Annotated in this window: 20 protein-coding genes and 1 pseudogene; 16 read left to right on the forward strand and 5 right to left on the reverse strand. The window is 42.9% G+C overall.

The window, feature by feature from the left end:
- From AC0XWG_RS23060 to AC0XWG_RS23125, 14 genes are all read left to right on the forward strand, one after another.
- Nucleotides 1–876 (forward strand): RepB family plasmid replication initiator protein (locus AC0XWG_RS23060; protein ID WP_015063098.1); only part of this gene is annotated, 876 nt, incomplete at its 5' end.
- Between the two features lie 1,058 nt (nt 877–1,934).
- Nucleotides 1,935–2,120, forward strand: a complete 186-nt coding sequence (locus tag AC0XWG_RS23065) for a hypothetical protein (RefSeq protein WP_032610388.1) — start codon at nt 1,935–1,937, stop codon at nt 2,118–2,120.
- 289 nt (nt 2,121–2,409) lie between these two features.
- Nucleotides 2,410–2,763 (forward strand): hypothetical protein, encoded by a 354-nt coding sequence (locus tag AC0XWG_RS23070; RefSeq protein ID WP_015063100.1) that lies wholly within the window; start codon nt 2,410–2,412, stop codon nt 2,761–2,763.
- Nucleotides 2,764–2,814: 51 nt separating this feature from the next.
- Entirely contained in the window at nt 2,815–3,132 is a 318-nt protein-coding gene (locus tag AC0XWG_RS23075; RefSeq protein WP_022652151.1) for a type IV conjugative transfer system protein TraL, read from the forward strand.
- A gap of 11 nt (nt 3,133–3,143) precedes the next feature.
- Complete coding sequence (locus tag AC0XWG_RS23080) at nt 3,144–3,929, forward strand: TraE/TraK family type IV conjugative transfer system protein (RefSeq protein ID WP_022652152.1); 786 nt, start codon at nt 3,144–3,146, stop codon at nt 3,927–3,929.
- Nucleotides 3,930–3,931: 2 nt separating this feature from the next.
- Nucleotides 3,932–5,170, forward strand: coding sequence for a TraK domain-containing protein (locus AC0XWG_RS23085; protein WP_015063103.1), 1,239 nt, complete (start codon nt 3,932–3,934; stop codon nt 5,168–5,170).
- Between the two features lies 1 nt (nt 5,171).
- Entirely contained in the window at nt 5,172–5,612 is a 441-nt protein-coding gene (gene htdO, locus AC0XWG_RS23090) for a plasmid transfer protein HtdO (RefSeq protein ID WP_015063104.1), read from the forward strand.
- On the forward strand, nt 5,602–6,960 hold the full coding sequence (trhB, locus tag AC0XWG_RS23095) for an IncHI-type conjugal transfer protein TrhB (protein WP_022652153.1): 1,359 nt from the start codon (nt 5,602–5,604) through the stop codon (nt 6,958–6,960). Before htdO ends, trhB begins: the two co-directional genes overlap by 11 nt.
- A gap of 8 nt (nt 6,961–6,968) precedes the next feature.
- Nucleotides 6,969–7,475, forward strand: coding sequence for a hypothetical protein (locus tag AC0XWG_RS23100; protein ID WP_015063106.1), 507 nt, complete (start codon nt 6,969–6,971; stop codon nt 7,473–7,475).
- Between the two features lie 105 nt (nt 7,476–7,580).
- Nucleotides 7,581–8,333 carry a protein-disulfide isomerase HtdT gene (gene htdT, locus AC0XWG_RS23105; RefSeq protein WP_185757620.1) on the forward strand — a complete coding sequence of 251 codons (753 nt, stop codon included), beginning with the start codon at nt 7,581–7,583 and terminating at the stop codon, nt 8,331–8,333.
- 9 nt (nt 8,334–8,342) lie between these two features.
- Nucleotides 8,343–9,293, forward strand: coding sequence for a TraV family lipoprotein (locus tag AC0XWG_RS23110; protein ID WP_015063108.1), 951 nt, complete (start codon nt 8,343–8,345; stop codon nt 9,291–9,293).
- 8 nt (nt 9,294–9,301) lie between these two features.
- Entirely contained in the window at nt 9,302–11,983 is a 2,682-nt protein-coding gene (gene trhC / locus AC0XWG_RS23115) for an IncHI-type conjugal transfer ATPase TrhC (RefSeq protein WP_015063109.1), read from the forward strand.
- Nucleotides 11,984–14,387: 2,404 nt separating this feature from the next.
- Entirely contained in the window at nt 14,388–15,641 is a 1,254-nt protein-coding gene (locus AC0XWG_RS23120; protein WP_015063110.1) for a ParA family protein, read from the forward strand.
- Complete coding sequence (locus AC0XWG_RS23125) at nt 15,638–16,642, forward strand: ParB family protein (protein ID WP_040115168.1); 1,005 nt, start codon at nt 15,638–15,640, stop codon at nt 16,640–16,642. Before AC0XWG_RS23120 ends, AC0XWG_RS23125 begins: the two co-directional genes overlap by 4 nt.
- Before the next feature lie 185 nt (nt 16,643–16,827).
- On the opposite strand, the gene AC0XWG_RS23130 is transcribed toward AC0XWG_RS23125, so the two are convergent.
- The 5 genes from AC0XWG_RS23130 to AC0XWG_RS23150 form a co-directional block, all read right to left on the reverse strand.
- Nucleotides 16,828–17,220 carry a hypothetical protein gene (locus tag AC0XWG_RS23130; RefSeq protein ID WP_015063112.1) on the reverse strand — a complete coding sequence of 131 codons (393 nt, stop codon included), beginning with the start codon at nt 17,218–17,220 and terminating at the stop codon, nt 16,828–16,830.
- Nucleotides 17,217–17,738 (reverse strand): hypothetical protein, encoded by a 522-nt coding sequence (locus AC0XWG_RS23135; protein ID WP_015063113.1) that lies wholly within the window; start codon nt 17,736–17,738, stop codon nt 17,217–17,219. Before AC0XWG_RS23135 ends, AC0XWG_RS23130 begins: the two co-directional genes overlap by 4 nt.
- Nucleotides 17,731–18,570, reverse strand: a complete 840-nt coding sequence (locus AC0XWG_RS23140; RefSeq protein ID WP_015063114.1) for a hypothetical protein — start codon at nt 18,568–18,570, stop codon at nt 17,731–17,733. Before AC0XWG_RS23140 ends, AC0XWG_RS23135 begins: the two co-directional genes overlap by 8 nt.
- The gene (locus AC0XWG_RS23145; RefSeq protein WP_475681131.1) at nt 18,570–19,328 is read right to left on the reverse strand and encodes a metallophosphoesterase; all 759 of its coding nucleotides are present in this window, start codon (nt 19,326–19,328) and stop codon (nt 18,570–18,572) included. The genes AC0XWG_RS23140 and AC0XWG_RS23145 overlap by 1 nt, the downstream gene beginning before the upstream one ends.
- A 236-nt stretch (nt 19,329–19,564) precedes the next feature.
- Entirely contained in the window at nt 19,565–20,545 is a 981-nt protein-coding gene (locus AC0XWG_RS23150; protein ID WP_000019403.1) for an IS5-like element IS5 family transposase, read from the reverse strand.
- Nucleotides 20,546–20,627: 82 nt separating this feature from the next.
- Between AC0XWG_RS23150 and parM the strand changes: the two are divergent.
- A pseudogene (gene parM / locus AC0XWG_RS23155) lies at nt 20,628–21,401 on the forward strand (plasmid segregation protein ParM domain-containing protein); the annotation flags it as partial.
- A 26-nt stretch (nt 21,402–21,427) separates the two neighbouring features.
- Nucleotides 21,428–22,105, forward strand: coding sequence for a hypothetical protein (locus tag AC0XWG_RS23160; protein WP_015063117.1), 678 nt, complete (start codon nt 21,428–21,430; stop codon nt 22,103–22,105).
- The last annotated feature ends 455 nt before the right edge of the window (nt 22,106–22,560 follow it).

Here is a 22,560-nt window from a genome sequence, read left to right on the forward strand (position 1 = left end):
ATGAGTGATAACAATGAGTTAGCACATCCGTTTGATGTGACCAACACGGATACAGGGAGGACTTATCAACTGAGTCCAAACTCTTCGAAATCGGTCCAACCCATTGCTTTACTGCGCTTAAGTGTTTTTACCCCGGTGGGAACTAAAGAGAAGCGATTCAGAAATTTTGAGGTTGATGCTTCTGATGAGTTGTCGAGCATGGAACTGGCCCGGTCAGAAGGATACGATGACATCCGGATCACTGGCCTTAAGCTTTCGATGTCCACGGACTTCAAGTGTTGGCTTGGGTGCATTATGGCGTTCAGTAAATATGGATTCGCCTCCGAGAAAATAACATTGTCGTTCAATGAGTTTGCAAAAATGTGTGGTATCAGTTCTACAAATATCAACAAGCGAACCCGTTCACGATTTCAGGAAGCGCTGGCAAACCTCGCGTCCGTTGTTATTTCTTTCCGTGATTCTAAAACTGAACGCTTCACTGTCACACACCTTGTGCAGAAAGCTATGATTGACCCTAAGAAGGACACAGTAGAGCTCGTGGGTGATCCCTCGATGTGGGAGCTTTACCGGTATGATCATAAAACCCTATTAAGCTTACAGGTACTGTCGGTTCTCGCCAAAAAAGAAGCTGCACAGAGCCTGTACATCTATTTTGAGGCAATGCCTGCCGGAACGTTATTCGTTAACATGAAGCGTTTGCGTGAGCGGCTTCTTTTGACGACTCCAGTACGTACTCAAAACCAGATCATCAGAAAGGCTATGTTGGAGTTAAAATCAATAGGATACCTTGAATATCAAGAGGTTAAGAAAGGTAGAGATATTCAGTTCCAGATTTTTAAGAGAAGTCCAAAGCTTGCTCTGGCAAAACAAAGCTGATCCTCTGGTTCAGTTCGCAGAAAAGTAACTTTGGATGTAATGAGGCGTACGGGCATTCATCCAAATGCTTTTTTGGACGCCTCTGCTGATATGAATACCCTTCCCTGCTTCCCTGCTTCCCTGCTTCCCTGCTTCCCTGCTTCCCTGCTTCCTTTCTTACTTTTGCTTAAGCACCCTGGGAATTTTGAGCATTCGATCGAATGCTTTATTTAACTAATTTTCACTGAGTTAGATAACGAATACTAAGCAATTGATTTTGAATGATTTAATCAGAAGTCATTCATCCAGATGCCTTTAGATAAAACTACCCATCAACGTTTGTGCATAGTGGCTATACGTGAAAAATCCCTGTCCTTCTCATGTCACACTGAGATTTGCACAGAAAATTAAAGCCTGTAATTGTCTGGGACATGATTAGAACAGAGGCGTTTTGATAAATATCCAGTTCAAAACAGAGGTCCCATAAGTAAACATAACCTCATGAAAATAAAAGCAAATCGTTTAAAAATCCCATAGTGGTGGTGAAAAGCATTTGCTTCAATGGGGGGAGAAAAGTGACCTTTGTGAAAAGCACTTGCTTCAATGGCGACAGAAAAGTGCCTTTTGTATAAAAGCATTTGCTTGAATGAGTTTGTGTAAGGTGCCTACGTTGGAAACCCCTGGCATGAATGAGGCGGGAAGATGCCTTTAGCTGAAAAGCATTTGCATGAATGGGACAGTAAAAAGGTGCCTTTAGCTGAAAGCATTTGCATGAATGGGGCCGCAAACGGTGGCATTGGTCGAAAAGCATTTGCATGAATGGTGCAGCAAACGGGGCATTGGTCGAAAAGCATTTGCATGAATGGGATAGTAAAAGGTGCTTTTGGTTGACAGGCATTTGCATGAATGGCGCCGTAACGGTGTCTTTGACCGGAAAGCATTTGGATGAATCGACCTGAAAAGGTGCCTTTGGACTGAAAGTACCTCTCTTAATGGGATTCGATAGCTGAATTTCACTAAAAAGCATTTACATGAATGGAATAGTAAAAGTTGCCCTTGGTCGAAAAGCAACTGCATGAATGAGCCCGGAAAAGGTTCCTTTGGTCGAAAAGCATTTGCATGAATGGGTTTCGGATATGTGTCTTTGCTACAAAGGCATTTGCATGAATGAGGCTGGAAAAGGCGCATTGTTTGAAAAGCATTTGCATGAATGGGGCGACACACAGGATGTGGCTGAAAAGCACTTGTATCAATGGGAAAAGTGACTTTTTTAGAATGACATCCTTACACAGAGCTTTCTCAAATATCGGACTGGATGGTTATCACAAAAATGGTGAAGAGATAGACGATGAACTTCTTCCCTATAAAGAAAAAATAACCTGCCTCACCTTCTTCAATCCGATATACACACGGTATTCACATGTGACATTCATAGGCTAAAAAAACACCAGGCGCAATTAAGGGAAAAAAAGGGTGGTTAACAGAAAAATGAAAGAAAAATAAAAAGTATTATGCAAATGCGTTTACGTGAACTCAAATCAACACGGAGTAATTATGGAACTGACATTGAATACTAACGTTGAAAGAGAACAAACTAACGCTTTTGCATTTCTGAAGTCTAAACATGCAAAAGTGCCTTTGTTTATTCTCCTGTTTTTAGCAAGTTGCGGTTTAGCGTACGCGGGTTCCGACGACGGAGCCTTCGGCGATATCTGGGCCTACATGAGCGAAGCATTAACTGGTGCGCCGGGTAAAATCATCGCTTGCGGCATGTTGTTCTCCGTAGCTTATTTCGGCGTTGTAAAACCTAACCTTGGTTTGGCGCTGGTTTCAGCATTAATGATGCTGATTATGGCAAACGGTGAAAAAATTATCAGCACGTTCCTGGATGCTGGTATCCCGCTGTGATTTGTTAGAACAATAACGATGAGGGGGATATTCCCCCTCTCTGGAGTTTTTATGACAAGTCAGTACGAGGTACCTCCACATACCTATCGTTTCCCTTACAGAATTAATATGCCTTTGTTGATTCTATTCTGGGATGCAAAGCAATTGGGTATAACATTCGTGACTATCGCGAGTGGTAATATTTTTGATTTCTTTATAACTTCTGTAGTTGTTGCGGTTGTGTTTTGGTTTGCATATAAAAAAGCAGCTGAAGAAGGAGTTAGAGGAAAACTCAAACACAAACTGTGGTGGTTCGGCTTGTTTCCAGGGAAATCAGTGTTTAGTAGTCGTTACTTTACCGATCCATTTATCAGAAACCTCTATTCTTGATGGAGCTAAGAATGAAACTTCTCAGCAAGCTTAAAATTCCATTCATTAAAAGTGCCAGTAATGGCGATTTTGATAAAAAGGACGAGACTTCGCAAAATGGAGGCGAAGACTCAAAAGGACGCTTTCGGGATTCTAAAGCTCGCTTTAGTAAAGAGATTGAAGCTTCTGAAATTGGAATTACTTATAGTGCATTGATTAAACGTGACGAAAAACTCTTACGTGTGAATTCAATTGCTATATTAGTCATCGCAGTTTTAGTGGTAAAAAATCAATTTCTTACCGATCCTGTGACTATTGTGCTTCCGCCTAATATGACGGAAGAAGTTAAAGTTGTGGGAAATAAAGCCTCAGAGTCATATAAAACTCAATGGGCCTTATTCTTCAGTACTTTAATTGGGAACATAAACCCAACAAACATAGGCTTTGTAACAACAACCATATTGGATGCGCTTTCTCCGGATTTACAGGCGAAAACCCGTGAGTCATTACAGCAGCAGACCAATATTATGCAAGCTCGTGGTGTTGAACAGTCATTTAAACCGATCGATATGTATTATGACACCAAAAATGACATGGTCTATGTCTGGGGAACGAAATCAACGCGTTTGATTAATGTTCCGGACAAAACAGAATCATCAAAATGGACGTTTGAATGGGTGCTGGGTATGAAAAACGGACGACCACGCATAGCCTATGTAAATCAGTATTCTGGTACACCAAATATTAAGAAAATTACAATCAACGGCAAAGAACAACTGGCAACACTCGATAATCCCCCGCCGTCTACAGGTAACTAATTATGACTTCTAAAAAGGGCTTTCGCTGTCACGCGATTACAGCAATGATCTTGCTGGCAACTTCGAATGTAGTCTTTGCTGAAGACTATCAGTTACCGGCGACAGTAAATAACCCGGTTGTTATGCCTGTCGGGGCAGATGAATTTCAGAATGGTGTGAAAAATGCGATTATTAAAGAATCTGGCACCGGCCCCGCGCCTGAGACGTCACAAGCAACAAAACCGACCACTGAACTACCAAGTCTTTCACCTGCAAGTAGTGCCTCCCCAGCTGTCAATGAGATAACTGGCGCATTGTCAAAAAACCCTACGCTTGTCGGTTATCAGCAACAGGTTAAATCCGGAAATTTTGATAGTTACGGAAGACCGGCAGGGAAAGAGCCTCAACAAAATGCACAAAGCACCGGGGCCCCTTCAAAAGCAGATGAGTTATATGTAGAAGCTCGTAATCGCTACAAAGAAGTGCAGCGAGTAAACGTCCCACCGGGTGGGAATATTGTACTGCCAGTTTCACGGGGTCTGCAAAACAGAATTTCAACTTCATTTAAAAACGCATCTGTAAGTACTTCAACGCCAGGTGATGAAGCCAGTATTTTCGTTAACGGCGGCGATGTATTTATTTCAACAAACACGGATAAGCCAATTGGAATAATGCTTTCAGAAGATTCAGTGCCTGAATCGACTTATAACCTGACACTGGTTCCACTGGATGTTCCTGGTGCAATGATTTCGGTCACAACTTCTTTGAGCCCGACAATGCAGGCGAAACGTGAGACATCTTTGGATAAACATAATTATGATGAGATGCTGGCACGATCCCAGTCAGAAGAGTTGGCACCATCTGACCCTCGTCAGGATGACCATAAACAGCGGATCATTGATTTACTGACTCCGGTTGCGCTAGGTGAGGTTCCTTCTGGTTTTAGTTTACAAGAAGACCGCTTGTCACGTATACCGAGCTCAGAGCAGTCCCCGTGTAATTTCAATATGTATTCAAAGTTAGGGCAAAGACTTGTGGGATCTAGGGAATTGATAGATGTCATTCTTGTTAAAAATGACAAGCCTTACGGACAAGTTGTCGCTGATCAGCAATGTATAACTGAAGGAGTAATTGCAAGTGCTTTGTTCGATAAAGCATTTCTTCAGCCTGGAGAGGAAACCGAGCTTTACATTGTGCGGGATAAATTATTTAAAGAGCGCCAGACTCGTGTAACCACACGACCAAGCCTGATTAAAAGATAAAATGAGAAAAGCTACTTTTCTTACAGGGGTCTCATTTGGACTAGTCGTTTTTTTGGGTACCAGTTATTACTACCAAACTGAGTACATTCCAAAAGGAACAGTGAATATAGTTCCCGATGACCACCGACCGGGTGAGACAGTTGACGATGCGTTTGAAGAACATACGATAATTATAAGCGACCCTACCCTTGCGCAAAAATTCGTTGGAAGCTCAACCGAGTTTGAAAGTCGGCGCGGAGTTAAGGAAATTAAAGAAGTTGGTTCGCTTAATAATGGTAAGGATTTTGCCCCTGTTGAATCCGATAATTCAGGATTGAATTTTAAAGATAAATGGCCCAGGGCGGGTGAACCTTATATCGTGCCTCAGATGACAGAAAACGAACGAAATTTGAAAGTTAAGCGCTTCCAGCAACCAAAGAGTGGAGTTAATAATGGACATTAAAAATGCCTGGGAAAATAAAACTGTCAGAATCTCAGTAATTGGTGCTGCGTTGATTGTATTGATTATCGTTATTAGTCAATCAATTTTTTCCACTCCGGTTAAAAAAGAGAAGAAAACCCAGAAAAAAGATATGCAAACTGGGTTCCTGATTGATGATTCACAAATGACTAAGCTGAGTAACGAGGAAAGCCAGAAGACTTATAACGAAATGGTCAGGCAGAACCGCATTGATCAGAATGCGGCAAAGGCAGATCGTGATAAAGCTGAAAAGGCCCAGCAAGAAAGCAAAGTACAGATTGCCAACCTTGCTTCACAAGTCCAGCAGCTCTCGACGCAGTTGACTGACATGCAGACCTCACGAAACGGTAATCGTAATCTCGACGCAGGTGGGTCACGCAAAAACGTCAATGAGCAGGCCCCAGCAACGCCATACCAGCTAAATCCAAATGCTGCGGTGAATGGGGCTAGTTCCGGATACGCTCCGATCACACCGACCCGAAATAGCCCAATGCGGACTATCACGCAGAGTTCAATTAAGACAAATGGTTCTGATGGTGTCATTCAGGTTATGCCGATATCCGAAAGCCGGATAAGAGAGGGGCGTGAGGTCGTTGCTGGCGGTGACAAAGCCCCGACACGAACTATTCGCGGCGACGGGACCGCTCCTGTAGACAGTAAAGCTCGGCATGCGGCACGTAAAGACGAAATGTTTCTCCCAGCGACGTCAATTATCACAGGGGTGCTAATTAATGGTCTGGAAGCCCCAACGAGTCTGTCGTCTAAAGCTGAACCCATGCCAGTCACTATGCGTATTAAAAAAGACATCATCATGCCAAACAATTTCACGATGGATTTGCGGGATTGTAATTTGTTGGGTTCAGCTGTGGGTGATCTGGCGTCACAGCGAGCATACATTCGGGCAACATCAATATCTTGTGTGAACTCGAAAGGAAAAGCTTTCGACGTCAAACTGGAAGCATACGCAGTTAGTGAAAATGACGGGAAAAATGGTATTCGTGGAAATCTGATAAGTAGAAATGGAAATGCGATCGCAGGTTCTGCTTTTGCAGGAGGCCTGTCAGCACTGGCTGGTAGTCTGAGCCCATCTAAGGTGTCTTCGTTAAATATCGATCCTAACTCAACGGCTGAATACCAATCGCCGAACATCGGGGCATTAGGAGCGTTGGCCGGAGCCGGAGCAGCTCAGGGCGGTCTAAACCGTCTTGTGGACTACTACACATCAATTGCTGAGCAGCAGTGGCCAATAGTCGAAGTTAGCCCAGGGCGCCCAATTACGTTTATCGTTCAATCAGGCGCAACAATACCTACAAACCTGACGAGTCGCTGAGGTTAATTATGGAAAATAACATTGAACCAGGAACAAAAAGTGATTCTGCTGAAAACGTGAAGCTTGAGGCGGCTAAACCTGTTGGGGGTATACGTACAACCAAAAAAGTAACTTTGGAAATAGATATCGAGAAAACCCTCAAGTATTTGATGCTAGCTGGCCTAGCTGTGCTTTTCGTGATCTATGGATACAAGGGGGCGAGTTTTGTTTATGAAAGCGTCAAAGCAATGTCGAATCCGTCCTACCAAATTGCAGTACTTGATATGCAAACTTTAAGGAAAGAATTTAATAAGCAGAATCCTGAGCCGGATTTGGTACAGTCTAAAAACAACTTTGAAAATTACTTTAAAGCATTAATGAAAGTTTACCGTTCTCGTGGCTATTTGGTTATTGATGCATCATTAGCAGTAACAATTCCAGATAATGTTCAAATAGTCTCTTATATCGACCTTGGTGGAAGTTTTGGTGAGGTACAATCTCTACAAGGCGAAACAAAAGAAAGTGAGATACGATAATTGAAAAAGTTACTTTTATCTCTGCTGGTCTCTATGATCACAGTGTGTCCACCCCTTACAAATGCTGCTGAAAATGTATTAAACAACACTGATGCAGCTGCATTAATGGAAAAAGCAAAAGAAGGTGGAGTGTCCACGAAACCTTTAGAGGGCGTACTGGCGAAAATGCAAAGCTATAAGCCTAAAGATGTTATTTACATCCCGACTGGAGGTCTTTATCTGTTCCAGGATGAACGTTCGCAGTTGATGGCTGTGACCACTGATGGACGTTATACAATAACGGGTGGTAGCGTCATGGACATTCTTCAGAGAAAGTCAGTCTTATCCGTAGAAGATGTACGAAAATCCTACTTTATTAATTTAGACGACGCCCCCTTTCCTCTTGATACTGTGGCATTGATCCCTTTAGGAAACCCAAAACTAAAAAGACAAGCCGCTATTTTTATCACGCTTGATTGTGATGGTTGCCAAGATTTAATAAAAAAATTCTATGACGAAAGAGAAAAATACCGGGTTGACATCATTTTAATCCCCTCCCCCGGTGAGCCAAAGCAAGAATTACGTCAACTATGGTGCAGTAAAGAAAAAGGCAAAGTGAATGACCTTGATATCTTGCGTTGGCTTATGGGAAATAAGACCGATATAGAACAAAGGCTCCTGACAAAAAAAGAGGCAGAAACATGTCCGGCTGAGCCATTGGTAGGATCTCTGATGCTGGCAGGTATTTATAAATTACAGGGCGTACCTTCAGTTGTGAGACAAGACGGACTTGCCGGTAATGGCATACCGAAAGATTTTGATTCATGGTTAAAACAAAGTGTCGAACCCTTACTCAAAAACCCATTTGCTACTAATTAAGGTAATGAAATGAACATTAAAAAAGTTATTTTCAGCGCTCTGGTTGTTGGTTCATCTTCATACCTAGCGGGTTGTACTATCGGCAGCTCAGAATCAGAATGTCCGGGAATTGAAAAAGGGGTCGTTTGTAAAGGCCCTCGTGAAGTTATGGAACTAACGAATAACCGTGATGATCTTTCCGGCCTTGCGGAGGAAGAAGCTAATTCGGGAAAGGAGAAATCGGCTGTCAATGACAGCCAGTACCCTGCCCAAATTTCGCCGCCTGGCGCTGTGCAATACCCTAAGTCTGCCGTCTTGGTAAATAAGCCTGTGACATACAAGACGACGCAAATTAAACCTGCTGGCCAAGTCCCCGTTATGTACGATGAGACATTAAAAATGGGCGCGCCAACATCAACAATCGGGCCACGGCCGATAAGCGGCGTTCCAGTTAATTCTAATGTAAGGATGACAACGAGCTACAGCTCAACAGGTGCATCCGGTAACCCTTTTATCCATCCGACTGCTGATGTCATGAAGCAAACAACACAGGTTGTATCTCCGGCACCTGTACCGCGCTACGTTGCGCCAAATTCCGATATCAGTGCTAGTAAAGACCTTTACTCCGTTAATAATGGACAGCCTGTAAACCCTACGCTCAGCTCTGGCCAGATCCAGCAATACCGTACACAAGGGTATAAACAGGCTGTGGTAGCTCCAGAACCGCTTGCTGTACTTCAGCAAGGCCGCGTCATGAGAATCACCTTTGCACCATACACGGACGATAATGACGCTTTAAACCTGCCTGGCTTTGTCTATGTGAATGTCAAACCCCAAACTTGGATTGCGGGTAAAAATTCGACATCAAATCCGGCGCGAATAGTTCCTTTGCAAGTTCAGGATGCCGCTCGTGAAAATATGCAACAGCAACAGCGAGCAACGAAAGCAGTTTCGTCTAACGGTATTATCAGACAACTCTGAGGTCGCGAATGAAATCTGCTAACATCTATAATAAAGAATTAAGTCGCCACCAGTTTGGTGGGTTTATTCCTGTATACGACCAGATTCCTGGCACGAATTATTTTCTAATAGACGGTAATCGGCTTGGGTTTATGTTTATTTGTAACCCCTCACCTGGTGTTTTTGATAATCAGCAGGATGTGTTAGCTGAATTATTTAAAATGGATTTTCCTACTGACACTATCTGTCAGACCTCATTAACAGCACTGCCGGACCTGACCTTGCATTTAAGTGCCTGGTCGGCAGTTCGTGGTGGTCGAATGGAAGGACATGATAAGCTTAAGGGGGACTTACTCACGGCCTACCAGCTGGATTATTATGATAGAAGTCTAAATGAACCCTTAAAACCGGATCATGATAAATTAATGCTTCGTGACTTTCAGATCTGGATGTCATTTTCTATTCCGTTGAAATCTGCGCTTCCTACTGAAATTGAAATTAATCGCATCGATGCACTGTACTCTGACCTAATCAGTAAGTTGAACACACTGGGCCTTTTTCCACATAAAGTTAGCGCCGAAAACTGGCTTTATTGCATGGATAAATTAATGCATCCGGGAAAAACATCACGTTGGGCTGAAGGTCATGTTGAAGTCAACACTATGAGGCGTCTTAACGAACAGCTAAATGTTCCGGGGCGAAAATATACAGTAACTGAAAATAATTTTTCATCTACAACGCAGAGTACTGATGTTTCTGAACATCGTTATTTCAAACAATTATCTGTGGTCAAGTTCCCAGAACATGTAAATTTTGGAAGCATGTATGAACTTGTAGTGAATTGGATGAATGGGCGTAAAACTATATTTAGCCCATTTATGATAACTCAAACAGTCCATTTCGCCGATCCCTTAAAATTAGCTAGAGATAACGTCAGATATAAGGCAATTACTAACAAACAAGCTAGTATCCCAACCGTCTTAACGTTTTGTCCAAGACTGAAGGACATGGATAATGATTACATGGCGGTAACACGTGAACTGGAAGATGGGGCCCGTCTTTTACACAGTTATCTGACATTTACCGTCATGGGGAATTCAGCATTAGATGTCCAGTCTGCCGCAGACCAGTTAAAATCATTTTATCTGGAAAGTCGCGTTAAAGTGGCTGATGATTCATACATCATCTTTCCATCTTTTGTCTCTTGCCTTCCAATGTGTAATGACCCCAAGACGATACTAGATCTGGACCGTTTTGAGGTAGTCAGTAATACTGGTGCAGCGCATATGACCCCTCTATTCGGCCCATGGAAAGGTAATACTGACAGACCTGTACTTAACCTCGTCTCACGAGAGGGCCAGCTGTTGGGGCTTGATATCTTCAAGACTTCTGCCAGCTATAATATGGTTGTTGGGGCGACTTCTGGTGCAGGCAAATCGTTCTGGGTTGCATACATCATTAATAACTATCTTGGTGCAGGGCCGCGTTCTAATAATCTGATCCATTATCGTGATACTTTTGAAGGTTTCAAAAACAATGCTTATGATGCATTTGACCCTGATGGAGCCCAGATTTTTGTAGTTGACGTTGGTCGCTCGTATCAGGGTATTTCGGAGCAATATACAAATAGTCAGTTTATAGATTTTGGTAAAAAGCCTGATTTTACTCTGAATCCGTTCGCATTTTTGACCGATGTCACTGTTGCAGACCGAGTTTTTGATGAAGCGCCTGTTTTCAATGACGACTCAAATAATAACGATGAAGAAAAGGATAAAGTTGCACAGACCATTATGGTCCTGAATCAGTTAAAAATAATGGCATCTGAAAAAGGAAATATTGACGACTTTCAACAATCGGTCATGCTTCAACTGATTGGTGATGAATATAACGAATCACGTAAAGTCGGAAGTACAGGCTCTATTACAGGATTTGCACGCCGCTGTTCTGCCCATGAAGATAAGCGTATTAAAGATATCGGTGAGCAATTAGGGCAATGGTGTGAAGGAGGCATTTACGGAAATCGATTTACCGAAAAGCTCCCGCCAATAAACTTCGGTAGTCGGTTTATAGTTCTTGAGCTTGAAGAGTTGAAGGGTACCCCTCACCTCCAGACAGTCGTGCTCATGTCGATCATTCAAGCTGCTCAGCATGCAATGTTTATCAAAAAGGACGGTCGCCGCCGGTTGTTCATCCTTGATGAGGCATGGGAGTATATTCGCCCGGATAATGCTTCAGGCTCCAGTAATCAGTCAAATCAGTTTTTCTCATCTTTCCTTGAAGCTGCCTGGCGCCGATTCAGGAAAACGAACTGTGCTGGTATTTGTATTACCCAGTCCTTTGAAGATTACTTCACCTCCTCGGTAGGTCGAGCCCTGACGGCCAACTCGCCGTGGAAGATCATCATGAAGCAGGAAAAGGAGAGCATAGAAGCCATGAAGGCTAATAACTACTTCTCCACGACTGATGCTGAATATGAGCGTATGAAAAACATACGAACGATAAAGCGTGCATTTTCTGAGATGCTCGTCCGATTCGAGAATTTCCAGGAGATATGTCGCCTCTATGTAGACAGGAAAATGGAGCTTTGTTTTACGACTGACAGTACCGACCGTGGAAAGCTATGGGAAATACAAAGCCGTCTTGATTGCTCTTACGGCGAAGCAATTGAGATACTGTATGAACAGGAAGTTGCTAGCAATGCAGCTGCATAACGTTTAAGTAGTACTGGATACCTCATCTTTACTGGATGAGGTATCCGTACTTTACTCAAATTACAGGTTTTTAACTGTGTTACACTGCCCTCCCCCGCAACAATTGTTCAGGTTCAGAATTTCTGGATCGAATTAACTCCCCTAAATATCCCTAAATTTTATTTGTAGATACTGTTGATTGGCTTCTCTGGGGCTTCTACTTAAGTTGATTGGTGATGTAGCTTTTATACGGCTGATGTTTAATCATGCTCGGCCTGTGCTGAGCTAAATTTCCTGCCTTGGATACGGATGTTGTGGTTGCAAGTGATAACCAAATTTGTCGCGCTACTGTATATTAGATATAAACACTATCTTTATGGTTAGCTAAGCAACCCATAATTTCTTATGTATCGATTTAAAGTTTGGTAAGACATTGAAAAACAAATAATAACTCATGTCTTGTTGGTTTGTTTAACAAGTTAGAGATAATATTTGTGAGTTGGTGTCTTTTTGTTTTGTTAGTCAATTTTCGTATTTGTGGTTATCTAAACCAACCATAACTATTAAGTTGCAGTTTTGTTTTGAACTAAAATGAAATGCCTTCTATTTAGGTTGGTATAGTCAACCATTTTCAGCTTCAAGTGATTACTAGAATATGGTTAATCGAGATGTTGTAACTGGTTGCTATCTGTAAAACAAGCGTAGTGCCATTTACCAAAAAACCTGAAATTCGCATCTTGAAATTGGGGAAGTTTATTCCTAATAAAACAATTTACTGACGATCCAACCAATTCGCTCCGCCGGGTATGTGCGCCTTAATCTCCAAAATTGGTATATAAACACCTTAAAGTTTATCCCGGGTGTTGAGTAACATTGCTTTGCATAATTTAGCCAAAGGGTTATAGGCTCAGATTCGGCGTGCTTTCTTAGTATTCTGAATGCCATCTTTTGGATCACGAGGTAAGCAGGAAGGATTTAGTTCATTCCTGAATGGCGCCTTAGCCGTCGAAAATTTTGCGGGGGCCTGGCATATTCTACTCTTTTGCCCGGTATTAGAGTCCAGGCTTTAAATTCCAACAAAGTTCTAGCACACCGAAACCTTATTTCGAAAACACTAGAAAAGGTAAAGGAAATTAAATGTTAGTAACATAGAGATAATTAGAACGGCCTACGAGATTTCAGAAGAAGTAATCTGCACAAGTCTCCACAACTTTTGTGAGAACGCCCTCTTATTTTGCTGCGAAGAATTAACATTATTGTCTGGGTTCACGCCGAACCACACGGTACTCTTTCAGTCTGTGCGCTTCAGACCGGACGTCGTCTAACCAGCTTCCCATAAATATGTAGATTTATGTTTGCACCATAAGTCATTACCACTAACGTTAGAGAGGTCCAACCCGCGTTTCATATTTCAACTTTGTACTTTTCAGTTCTTACAACCAAACTTTAATGTTGTTTTGCTTTTATCGTAGGTCATGTATAGATCCCTCCCGGGAACTGATTCATATAACCCCTTAATCGCCAGCTCTAGGCGGGATACTGTCCGGGTGCCGGAACACATTTAACCCCCTTAATCGCCAGCCCAGGGCGGGATGCTGTTCGGGTGCCTGTATATTTAACCCCCTTAATCGCCAGCTCAGGGCGGGATACTGTTCGGGTGCCTGAATATTTAACCCCCTTAATCGCCAGCTCAAGGCGGATACTGTCCAGGTGCCGGAACATTTAACCCCTTTAATCGCCAGCCCAGCGCGGGATACTGTCGGAGCGGCGGTACATTGAACCCTCTTAATCGCCAGCTCAAGGCCGAATTCTGTCCGGGTGCCGGAGCATTCAACCTCCTTAATCGCCAGCCCAGGGCGGGATGCTGTTTGGGTGCGGGAACATTTAACCCCCTTAATCGCCAGCCAAGGGAGGGACGCTGTCCGGGTGTCGGAACATTTAACCCCCTTAATCGCCAGCCAAGGGAGGGACGCTGTCCGGGTGTCGGAACATTTAACCCCCTTAATCGCCAGCCAAGGGAGGGACGCTGTCCGGGTGTCGGAACATTTAACCCCCTTAATCGCCAGCCAAGGGAGGGATGCTGTTTGAGTGCCGGAACATTTAACCCCGTTAATCGCCAGCCCAAAAAGAGATGCTTTTGAATACCGGGGAATTGACGTTAGTTGCCACATAGCTGACTCCTGTTAAGTCGGTAGTTTGCTATCGCCAATGTTGAAAGTCATTCCTTATAACTCTCTTTTTACACATAACAAAGTAAACCGATGAGGCTGATATCCCATAATCGACGAAAAAGAAACAGAACGTTAGCGTATAGTTAGAATTACGGTTACAATTAAACGCATAAGGCACGAATGTACGCATTATGCGTAAAGTGTACATATATGCGTTTAATTTCATTATTTAGGTTAAAAGGGATCGGAAGAGAATGAATCTAATTGATAAGATCGCCCTTGTCGGTCAACGAATGAAGAGCGAGCAGATTTCCCTGAAGGAGTCATTATTGGTCTCTTCAAGGGTTTCGGTCTCGGATGATAGTGTTGAAGGTGTAGATCGCCTCATCTATAACCATTGTTTGAATAAAAAAAATCTGTCAGATTTTTTTGGCAAGTCACGCGTCACCTTTAATAAAATCCTTGCCGATCTTGAAGATAGAGGTCTGGTTGGTGCTCCTATCTTTCAGAACAAAAACCATCTCTATACCAGGTGGGACGTCCAAAAAATCATGGATGCTCTGGGCTGTCCTCGGTACAGCGACTATTACCATAGCCGTGCAATCGTAACGCAGAACCATAAGGGCGGCACGGGTAAGAGTACAACTTCAGGGGCTCTTGCTGTAGCCGCAGCGCTTGATATGCATCTAAACGCAAGGACACTTTTGATCGAATGGGACCCACAAGGCTCAATTGGTAGCGGGATGATACAAAGTGTAGCGGAAGATGATGTTTTCCTCACTGCTATTGACGCCATCTTAGGGGTTTATGAAGAGGACTCAGATTACAAAAAATACCTTGATTTAGGGTATTCGGAAGAAGAAATCATTGAGAGTATGCCTTTTTCGACACACCTACCGAATCTTGATGTTATTACAGCATTTCCTACAGATGCGCGATTTAAAGATAAATACTGGCAGTGTTCCAGAGAAGAACGAACAGAGCTATTACTTCGATTCAAAGAAGTTATTCTGCCTGTTTTGAAGAAAAAATACGGCCTGATTATCATCGATACTCCACCAGAGGATTCGCCAATCACTTGGGCAGCTGATGAAGCCGCTGATGGCATTCTTGTTGCCGTATCACCTCGTGAATACGATTATGCTTCCACAACTGATTTCATGTTGACCATCAGCGAGCGTTTCAAACAATCGCCGAGCAAGGGCGAAAATCTGAGGTGGTTCAAAGTGCTGGCTGTTAACGTAGACGATAAGAGTCCATATGAAAAAATTGTTCTGGATAAACTGGTAAGAACAGTGCAGGAACTCTTTATGTCTGCAAATATTAAAAATTCCGAAGCGTTTAAAGCCGCAGCATCAAGGGGCAGAACCGTATTGGATATTAAAAAGTCTGAAGAGCTTTGCTCACCTAAGCAGCTTGATGTGGCTGAAGAATCTGTAATGGCGGTCTACCAGCAATTTATAAATGAGATTAAGAGTTTTTCTGTGAAAGAAAGGAGTAACGCATGAGTGATGAGCAGCATATCGGGAATGACAAATCCCGTTATATTAATGCACCTAAGCGTACTGAAGTCAGCCATCGCTCCGGGCTTCCAGGCCTGAAATCACAGCCTCGACTGAGGAAGCTGTTTGCTTTACATAATGGACGCAAGCTGGAAGCTGAACACATTATTGTACCGGCTGAGAAGGTGGAACTGGAAACCGCAGTACACCCTATGAACCCACGAAACCAGGAAGCTCTCACTGTAAATGCAGTTCGAGATATCCTGGAACAAATTAAGGTACGTGGTGTTGATACAGAAGGCGTTGCTGTCAAACGAAATGGGGTGTATCTGCTTATAGAGGGCAGTCGTAGGCGTTTCTGTTGTATTCAATCTGCGAAGGATTTGCCACTATGGGTGTTGCCGGATGAATTATCCCCGGAAGATATTAATTCCATCATTACAGCAGCACAGACATCACGGAGATTTTCTTACCGTGAAGTTGGATTCCAGTATTTACAGAAAATGAAAGACCTTGGATTTGCAACTAATGAAGAGCTTGCTAATTATCTCGGAATCAGCCATGTATCTGTTTCTAAGCGTATCCAGGCGGCGAAGATAGATAATTCTCTTATTGCTCTCTTTCCTGACTATGAAGGTATTCCTAACTCGTATTACAATCGCTTATCCCGACTACAGAAGTACGTCGAAAAGAATTTATTCTCTCTTGAGGAAGTTGTAGATAATGTTCGGGAGGAAATAAGGAGCTTGGATGTAACCGATATTTCCGAAGCACAGAAGACAGTAATAGATAAAATTACTACAGTAGTTGAACAGCTTGACATAAAACCTCCTAGCAAGGGGTGGGAAACTCGTGAATTAGCCGTGTTTGATAATAAAGATAAATATGCAAGGATTAGCAAAAATGCGTCTGGAAGAAAAATTAGGTTTGAATTTAATAGAATGAATAGCGAATTGATCGCAGAAATTGAGGAGTTTATAAAATCGAAGTTGAAAGAAAAAGAATAATTAAATTTTGCATTAATCCGCATCGCAAGGATGCGGATTTATTACTATGTTGACCTTAATTTCATTCCCTCCATTATCAATACTGTAAAGCCTTAATCATTCTAGATGCGTGTAACTGCATGATCTTTAGAACAAATATCCTTATAAATGAGATTGCAGGTCCCCATGACAGGGACCTAAATTAACTATTGAATGGGTTGATGTGCAGGTTCAGAAAGAAAAGGCCTGAGATCTATGTGAACTGCTGCTGCATTACTGTCATTAATTACGTTTAAAGGGGCTTTACCTGGTAAAGACATTGTTGCAACGTCGGGACCTGAAACAGTAAAGTTATTTTCCGCGCTTGGCATTACTGTGAATATTTTTATTGCAACATTCTCATGCCGATACATAGATATCCCGAACGTGGAGCCTGCTTCAGTATTACTGACATCAACTTCAACCGGTGTCCTACCGATCACTTCATTGGTCAGTATATTTTTCACAATGGCACCATCAGGTGCTGTGTAGATGCGATAAGGATAAGCAAAAGCCACCTCGCAGCAGCAAATACAGATGACGGCCAATATAGATTTCATGATTGCTCCTGTTCCAAAAATGCAAGACTTAATGATTGCGTAACTAGCGTTGTGTTTGTTTCACCCGAGCCGGGAAATTCATATCTAATACTGAACAACAATGGCAATGTGGGTCCATCACTCGACTTTTGTGAAATTTTGGTAAATGCGTTATTAATAAACGTTAATTGGTCAGTGTTGTCGTAGCAAAGGCCGAGTAAACCAACAGTCGGAACAGTAAACAATGAAACTGAACCAGGTGTTAATAACAGTTTCCCACGCGATGAATAGGTGCAACGGCTTCCGGCTAGATTTAGATCCGATAACTCAATAAATTCCTTGGTACCATTCTTGGCGAGCAGCCAGACATCAGTGCCTGAACTCTCAATCAGAAAAGTAACTTTTCCGTCGGTATAGGATTCACTTTTGTTGCTCATCACAGGGTCGAAACCTACTGAGGGGAGGTCTGCAATTTTGCTTCCAACCGACTGACAGCCAGTCAAAAGACAGATAAAAATCACTCCGGCTGCTTTAATCATTACTAGCCCTCATAATCGTTTTCTGTATGGTGCTGATATCGAATTCTTCACCTGGGTAAACCGTCAAATTTTTGGAGAAATAATTAGAACCAACGAGGAAGCTGTTACGTTTACCAACCCAAACAAACTCTGAAAACATAAAAGACCTGAGTTTATCAGTCGCTATAATCTCGTAGGTATGTGAGGACGGTAATGATGCAGTCGCGACATCTGGGATTGTGACGGAAGAGTGAATTTTTTTGGGCACATTGAGACGTAGTGCGACTTCTGGTGAAGGGTCATACTCCTTTGAAAAATCCTGTGATTTTGAAGTTTGGGGGAGGGTGAATTTTTTACCCTGGTCTGGTCCAAAAATCGCAATAACGCTTTTATTCAATTTACTTACGGACACTATCGCCTGTAATGGGGTACTGGATAGGTCATTGACGAAAGAGATTGTCAGGCTGGAACCCGGCTCTAACCATAGAATTTTTTTACCGGCTGCATCTTCATCCAGGGATACAATATTTGATAACAAAACGCCATTTTTGGCTATAACGTCAAATGCAATTTTGGGTATCACAAGGTTCAAAGGCGTAAGTGTTGACTGATTTGCGATCTGGAGATAGTTACGCTTAGTCATGCTTGTTTTAATTACAGGTCTTTGTTGACCATTAACAAGCCACATACCGTCGACATATTTTGCAGAAATAGAAATAAATTCATAGTTAGCCTCAGATTTAGCAACTGACTGCTGAGAAGTAGGCATTGGTGTTTTAGTCGATGCGGTTGCATTGATTGATGGCCACACAAATGCCAGCACCGGTAAAATTATCAGTTTTAATTTCTGCATTATAAAGCAGCCTCTATGTTGTTATCTTTTAAATCCAGGTCAAGTGGTGTTGTGTTTTGTGTGTAAATGCCGTTCTTATTAAGGATCATTTGGTGGCAAATTAGGGTTGGTGTTGAGGCCAGTATCAACTCGACCAGCGTTATTGCCGGAACTGTAGTACGAGGTATACCTGGGGCTAGTAGTGCTGGATCGCTAATTGCTGACATGAACAGCGAGCCAGTATTGATATGGAGACAGTTGCCGACGAGTACAGGTAAGTTAGTCAAAGGTAACCCATGAGCCTTTCTGATGCTATTGACCGGATTCCGACCCAGTACAACGAGGTTGACATCGCTAATATTCATTGGGCTGACTGCGTGATCCATACCAAAAAGAAACTGACTCTGAAAGATATTCACGTTTGCCTGATTAAACGCGAGGAGAGCGTTATAGGTATTGTCGAAACCCTGTCGTATGTCCGTGTAGTCGGATGGACAAACACCGATAGTAATATTTCCTTTAAAAAGCACCTTCATCACCGTGGCCAGCTGGGTGGAGAGCAGTTTGCTGATCTCCTCTTCAAGATAACTGCGGTTAATTTGTTTATGCCAACGTCCGCCTCTTGCACACCACCGTTCGTTAAGAAATGTGCTTGGGTAATAAGTCCTACGATCATTATTTGTGGGTAAGAGCTTCTTCATCATCTCTTCACCAGCCCCGGCTGCTGAGAACACTCGCACAGAACGTCCATCAAAAATACCAGTGTTTATCGCTGTCATTAACTCCATGGGCTCAGGACCATAATCAAAGAGATTCCCGGTAGGGAAAATGATTAGTTCCTCATCTGGGCTCGATATCGAATGGATAAGGGAAGGTGCGAATAAGCGGGGAAATTCTTCTCGGCTGACTCAGTCATTTCATTTCTTCATGTTTGAGCCGATTTTTTCTCCCGTAAATGCCTTGAATCAGCCTATTTAGACCGTTTCTTCGCCATTTAAGGCGTTATCCCCAGTTTTTAGTGAGATCTCTCCCACTGACGTATCATTTGGTCCGCCCGAAACAGGTTGGCCAGCGTGAATAACATCGCCAGTTGGTTATCGTTTTTCAGCAACCCCTTGTATCTGGCTTTCACGAAGCCGAACTGTCGCTTGATGATGCGAAATGGGTGCTCCACCCTGGCACGGATGCTGGCTTTCATGTATTCGATGTTGATGGCCGTTTTGTTCTTGCGTGGATGCTGTTTCAAGGTTCTTACCTTGCCGGGGCGCTCGGCGATCAGCCAGTCCACATCCACCTCGGCCAGCTCCTCGCGCTGTGGCGCTCCTTGGTAGCCGGCATCGGCTGAGACAAATTGCTCCTCTCCATGAAGCAGATTACCCAGCTGATTGAGGTCATGCTCGTTGGCCGCGGTGGTGACCAGGCTGTGGGTCAGGCCACTCTTGGCATCGACACCAATGTGGGCCTTCATGCCAAAGTGCCACTGATTGCCTTTCTTGGTCTGATGCATCTCCGGATCGCGTTGCTGCTCTTTGTTCTTGGTCGAGCTGGGTGCCTCAATGATGGTGGCATCGACCAAGGTGCCTTGAGTCATCATGACGCCTGCTTCGGCCAGCCAGCGATTGATGGTCTTGAACAATTGGCGGGCCAGTTGATGCTGCTCCAGCAGGTGGCGGAAATTCATGATGGTGGTGCGGTCCGGCAAGGCGCTATCCAGGGATAACCGGGCAAACAGACGCATGGAGGCGATTTCGTACAGGGCATCTTCCATCGCGCCATCGCTCAGGTTGTACCAATGCTGCATGCAGTGAATGCGTAGCATGGTTTCCAGCGGATAAGGTCGCCGGCCATTACCAGCCTTGGGGTAAAACGGCTCGATGACTTCCACCATGTTTTGCCATGGCAGAATCTGCTCCATGCGGGAGAGGAAAATCTCTTTTCTGGTCTGACGGCGCTTACTGCTGAATTCACTGTCGGCGAAGGTAAGTTGATGACTCATGATGAACCCTGTTCCATGGCTCCAGATGACAAACATGATCTCATATCAGGGACTTGTTCGCACCTTCCCTAGTAATGCCCTTGAAACTACCGACGTTGCGCATCAGTACGATGAGATCAGTCGTCTGAATGTTCACCATGCTCTTCATTCCTCTGGTTTAGAGCCGCAGGATGTTCATCTCTATGTAACATTGCCACTTAGTCAGTTTTATACCGCTTTGGGTGAAACCAATGACGAAAACATCCAACGGAAAAAAGACAACCTGATGAAGCCGGTTGAACGTTATATTGATGGTAAGCGTGTTTCATTTAATGTTGTTTCAGTTACCGTGTTTCCTGAGTCACTTCCGGCGGTAACTCGTGCAGATGAAATTGAGTTAATTGAATCTTTTGAATCAAGCCTGGTTATCGATTTAGGTGGGACAACACTTGATGTAGCAAGCATTACTGGTCAGCTGGAACAGATCTCCCGAGTCAAGGGTTTTGACCGTATTGGTTGTTCTATCGTATATGATGAAGTCCGTCGTTATCTGGATTCTTCAAAGCTGAACGCAAGCTACGCGTATATTCAACACTTGGTCGACAATCGTGATAACAAAGCCTCACTAAAGGTTTCTTCCGATGATCTTGATGGTGTCTTCCAAGCCGTAAATAGTGCCGTAGCGCAACTTCAAGAAAAAGTGATCAAAGCAGTCACTCAGGTGGAAGAACGTCCGCACAATGTATTCCTAGTCGGTGGGGGTTCTTACCTGATTGAACCGGCAGTGCGTGAACATTTTGATAAATCGAAAATCATCATGGTAGATAATCCGCAATTCGCTCTCTCACTGGCTATTGCAGATACTGTTTTTGCGTGATGATGGTTTTGTAAAGGGGGGGGGGTATGACAAAAAAAACTGAGAAGGAAAACGATCGCATCCAGATTAGCGCGTTTTGGTTATCGGAAAGGCAATCTCCGTATGCCTATAATTTTCTAAAAAAAAGTGACTTAACACATCGTGGCGAACAGCTTTCCATAATAAGGTCTGCAATCACTACGGGGTTAGTGCTAAATAACCTCTTCCCCGAGCTATCAAGTTTTATTAATGGACTGAATGAGAGATTAACGGCTGCTGATCTAAATCGGTTTTTTAATGATGAATTTAAAAAGAGTGATTTAAGTAATGAACAGTTGAAAGAACAAATAAGTCTTATGCTTGATTCGAAATTCAACGATTTAATTTTAAAGATTAATAATTGCAAGAATCCTGCTGCTGTATTTTCAACTAATTGTCAAACTGATGTCAGTGATGCAGTAAAGCCTGAGACAGCAAAGGAACAGCGGTTGGAATTAATGTCTACAGAACTGGCCAAAAACTCCATGCCTGTGACTGTAGAGACCTTGCCGCCTGTTGCGATCGCAAATCAGAATGATTCAGTTCTAAAAACTAATCATGGTTCTCCGGACGTTAACTTAGCTCAAACCGAAACCATGGCGCTCAGTGAACAAGCGCAAGTGCAGGGTGTGACAACAAAGCAGAAGAAAAGGGCAAATGCAAACCTCGCAAATCTTGCAAAGTAAATATAGAAGTATCAATTGATTAAAATTTGTAATCTCTCAAAAAAGTCAGCTTACCAGCTGGCTTTTTTGTTGGTATATTATTAGTAGATGAGGTTGGATGGTGAACCGGTTACATGTAGTTAATGGAACACTCAATGCTGCATAGCAAGTTAAATAATTTCGTAGAATTATAGATCCAACTCAAAAACTCATTATGAACCTCTTTGGTTGTTTCAGGTCTAACCAGTTTGTTTTATGAAACCTAATTTTAGTTATGTATACTACTAAAAAAAAGGTGGTTTAGCTCCTGTTTATGGTTGTTCGTTTGCACGATTTAAGAACAGGTGTTAAAACGGGTACAGATTTGTCCTAAAGTATTGGTTGAAGTAAGAAATATCTTACTAAAATTGGTACTTATTTATTATTTTATGTAAAAAATCTCTATGCTTTACTGGTCAAGTTAGGTTTTTTTGTTA

This window comes from Enterobacter sp. DVT3837 (assembly GCF_056238685.1).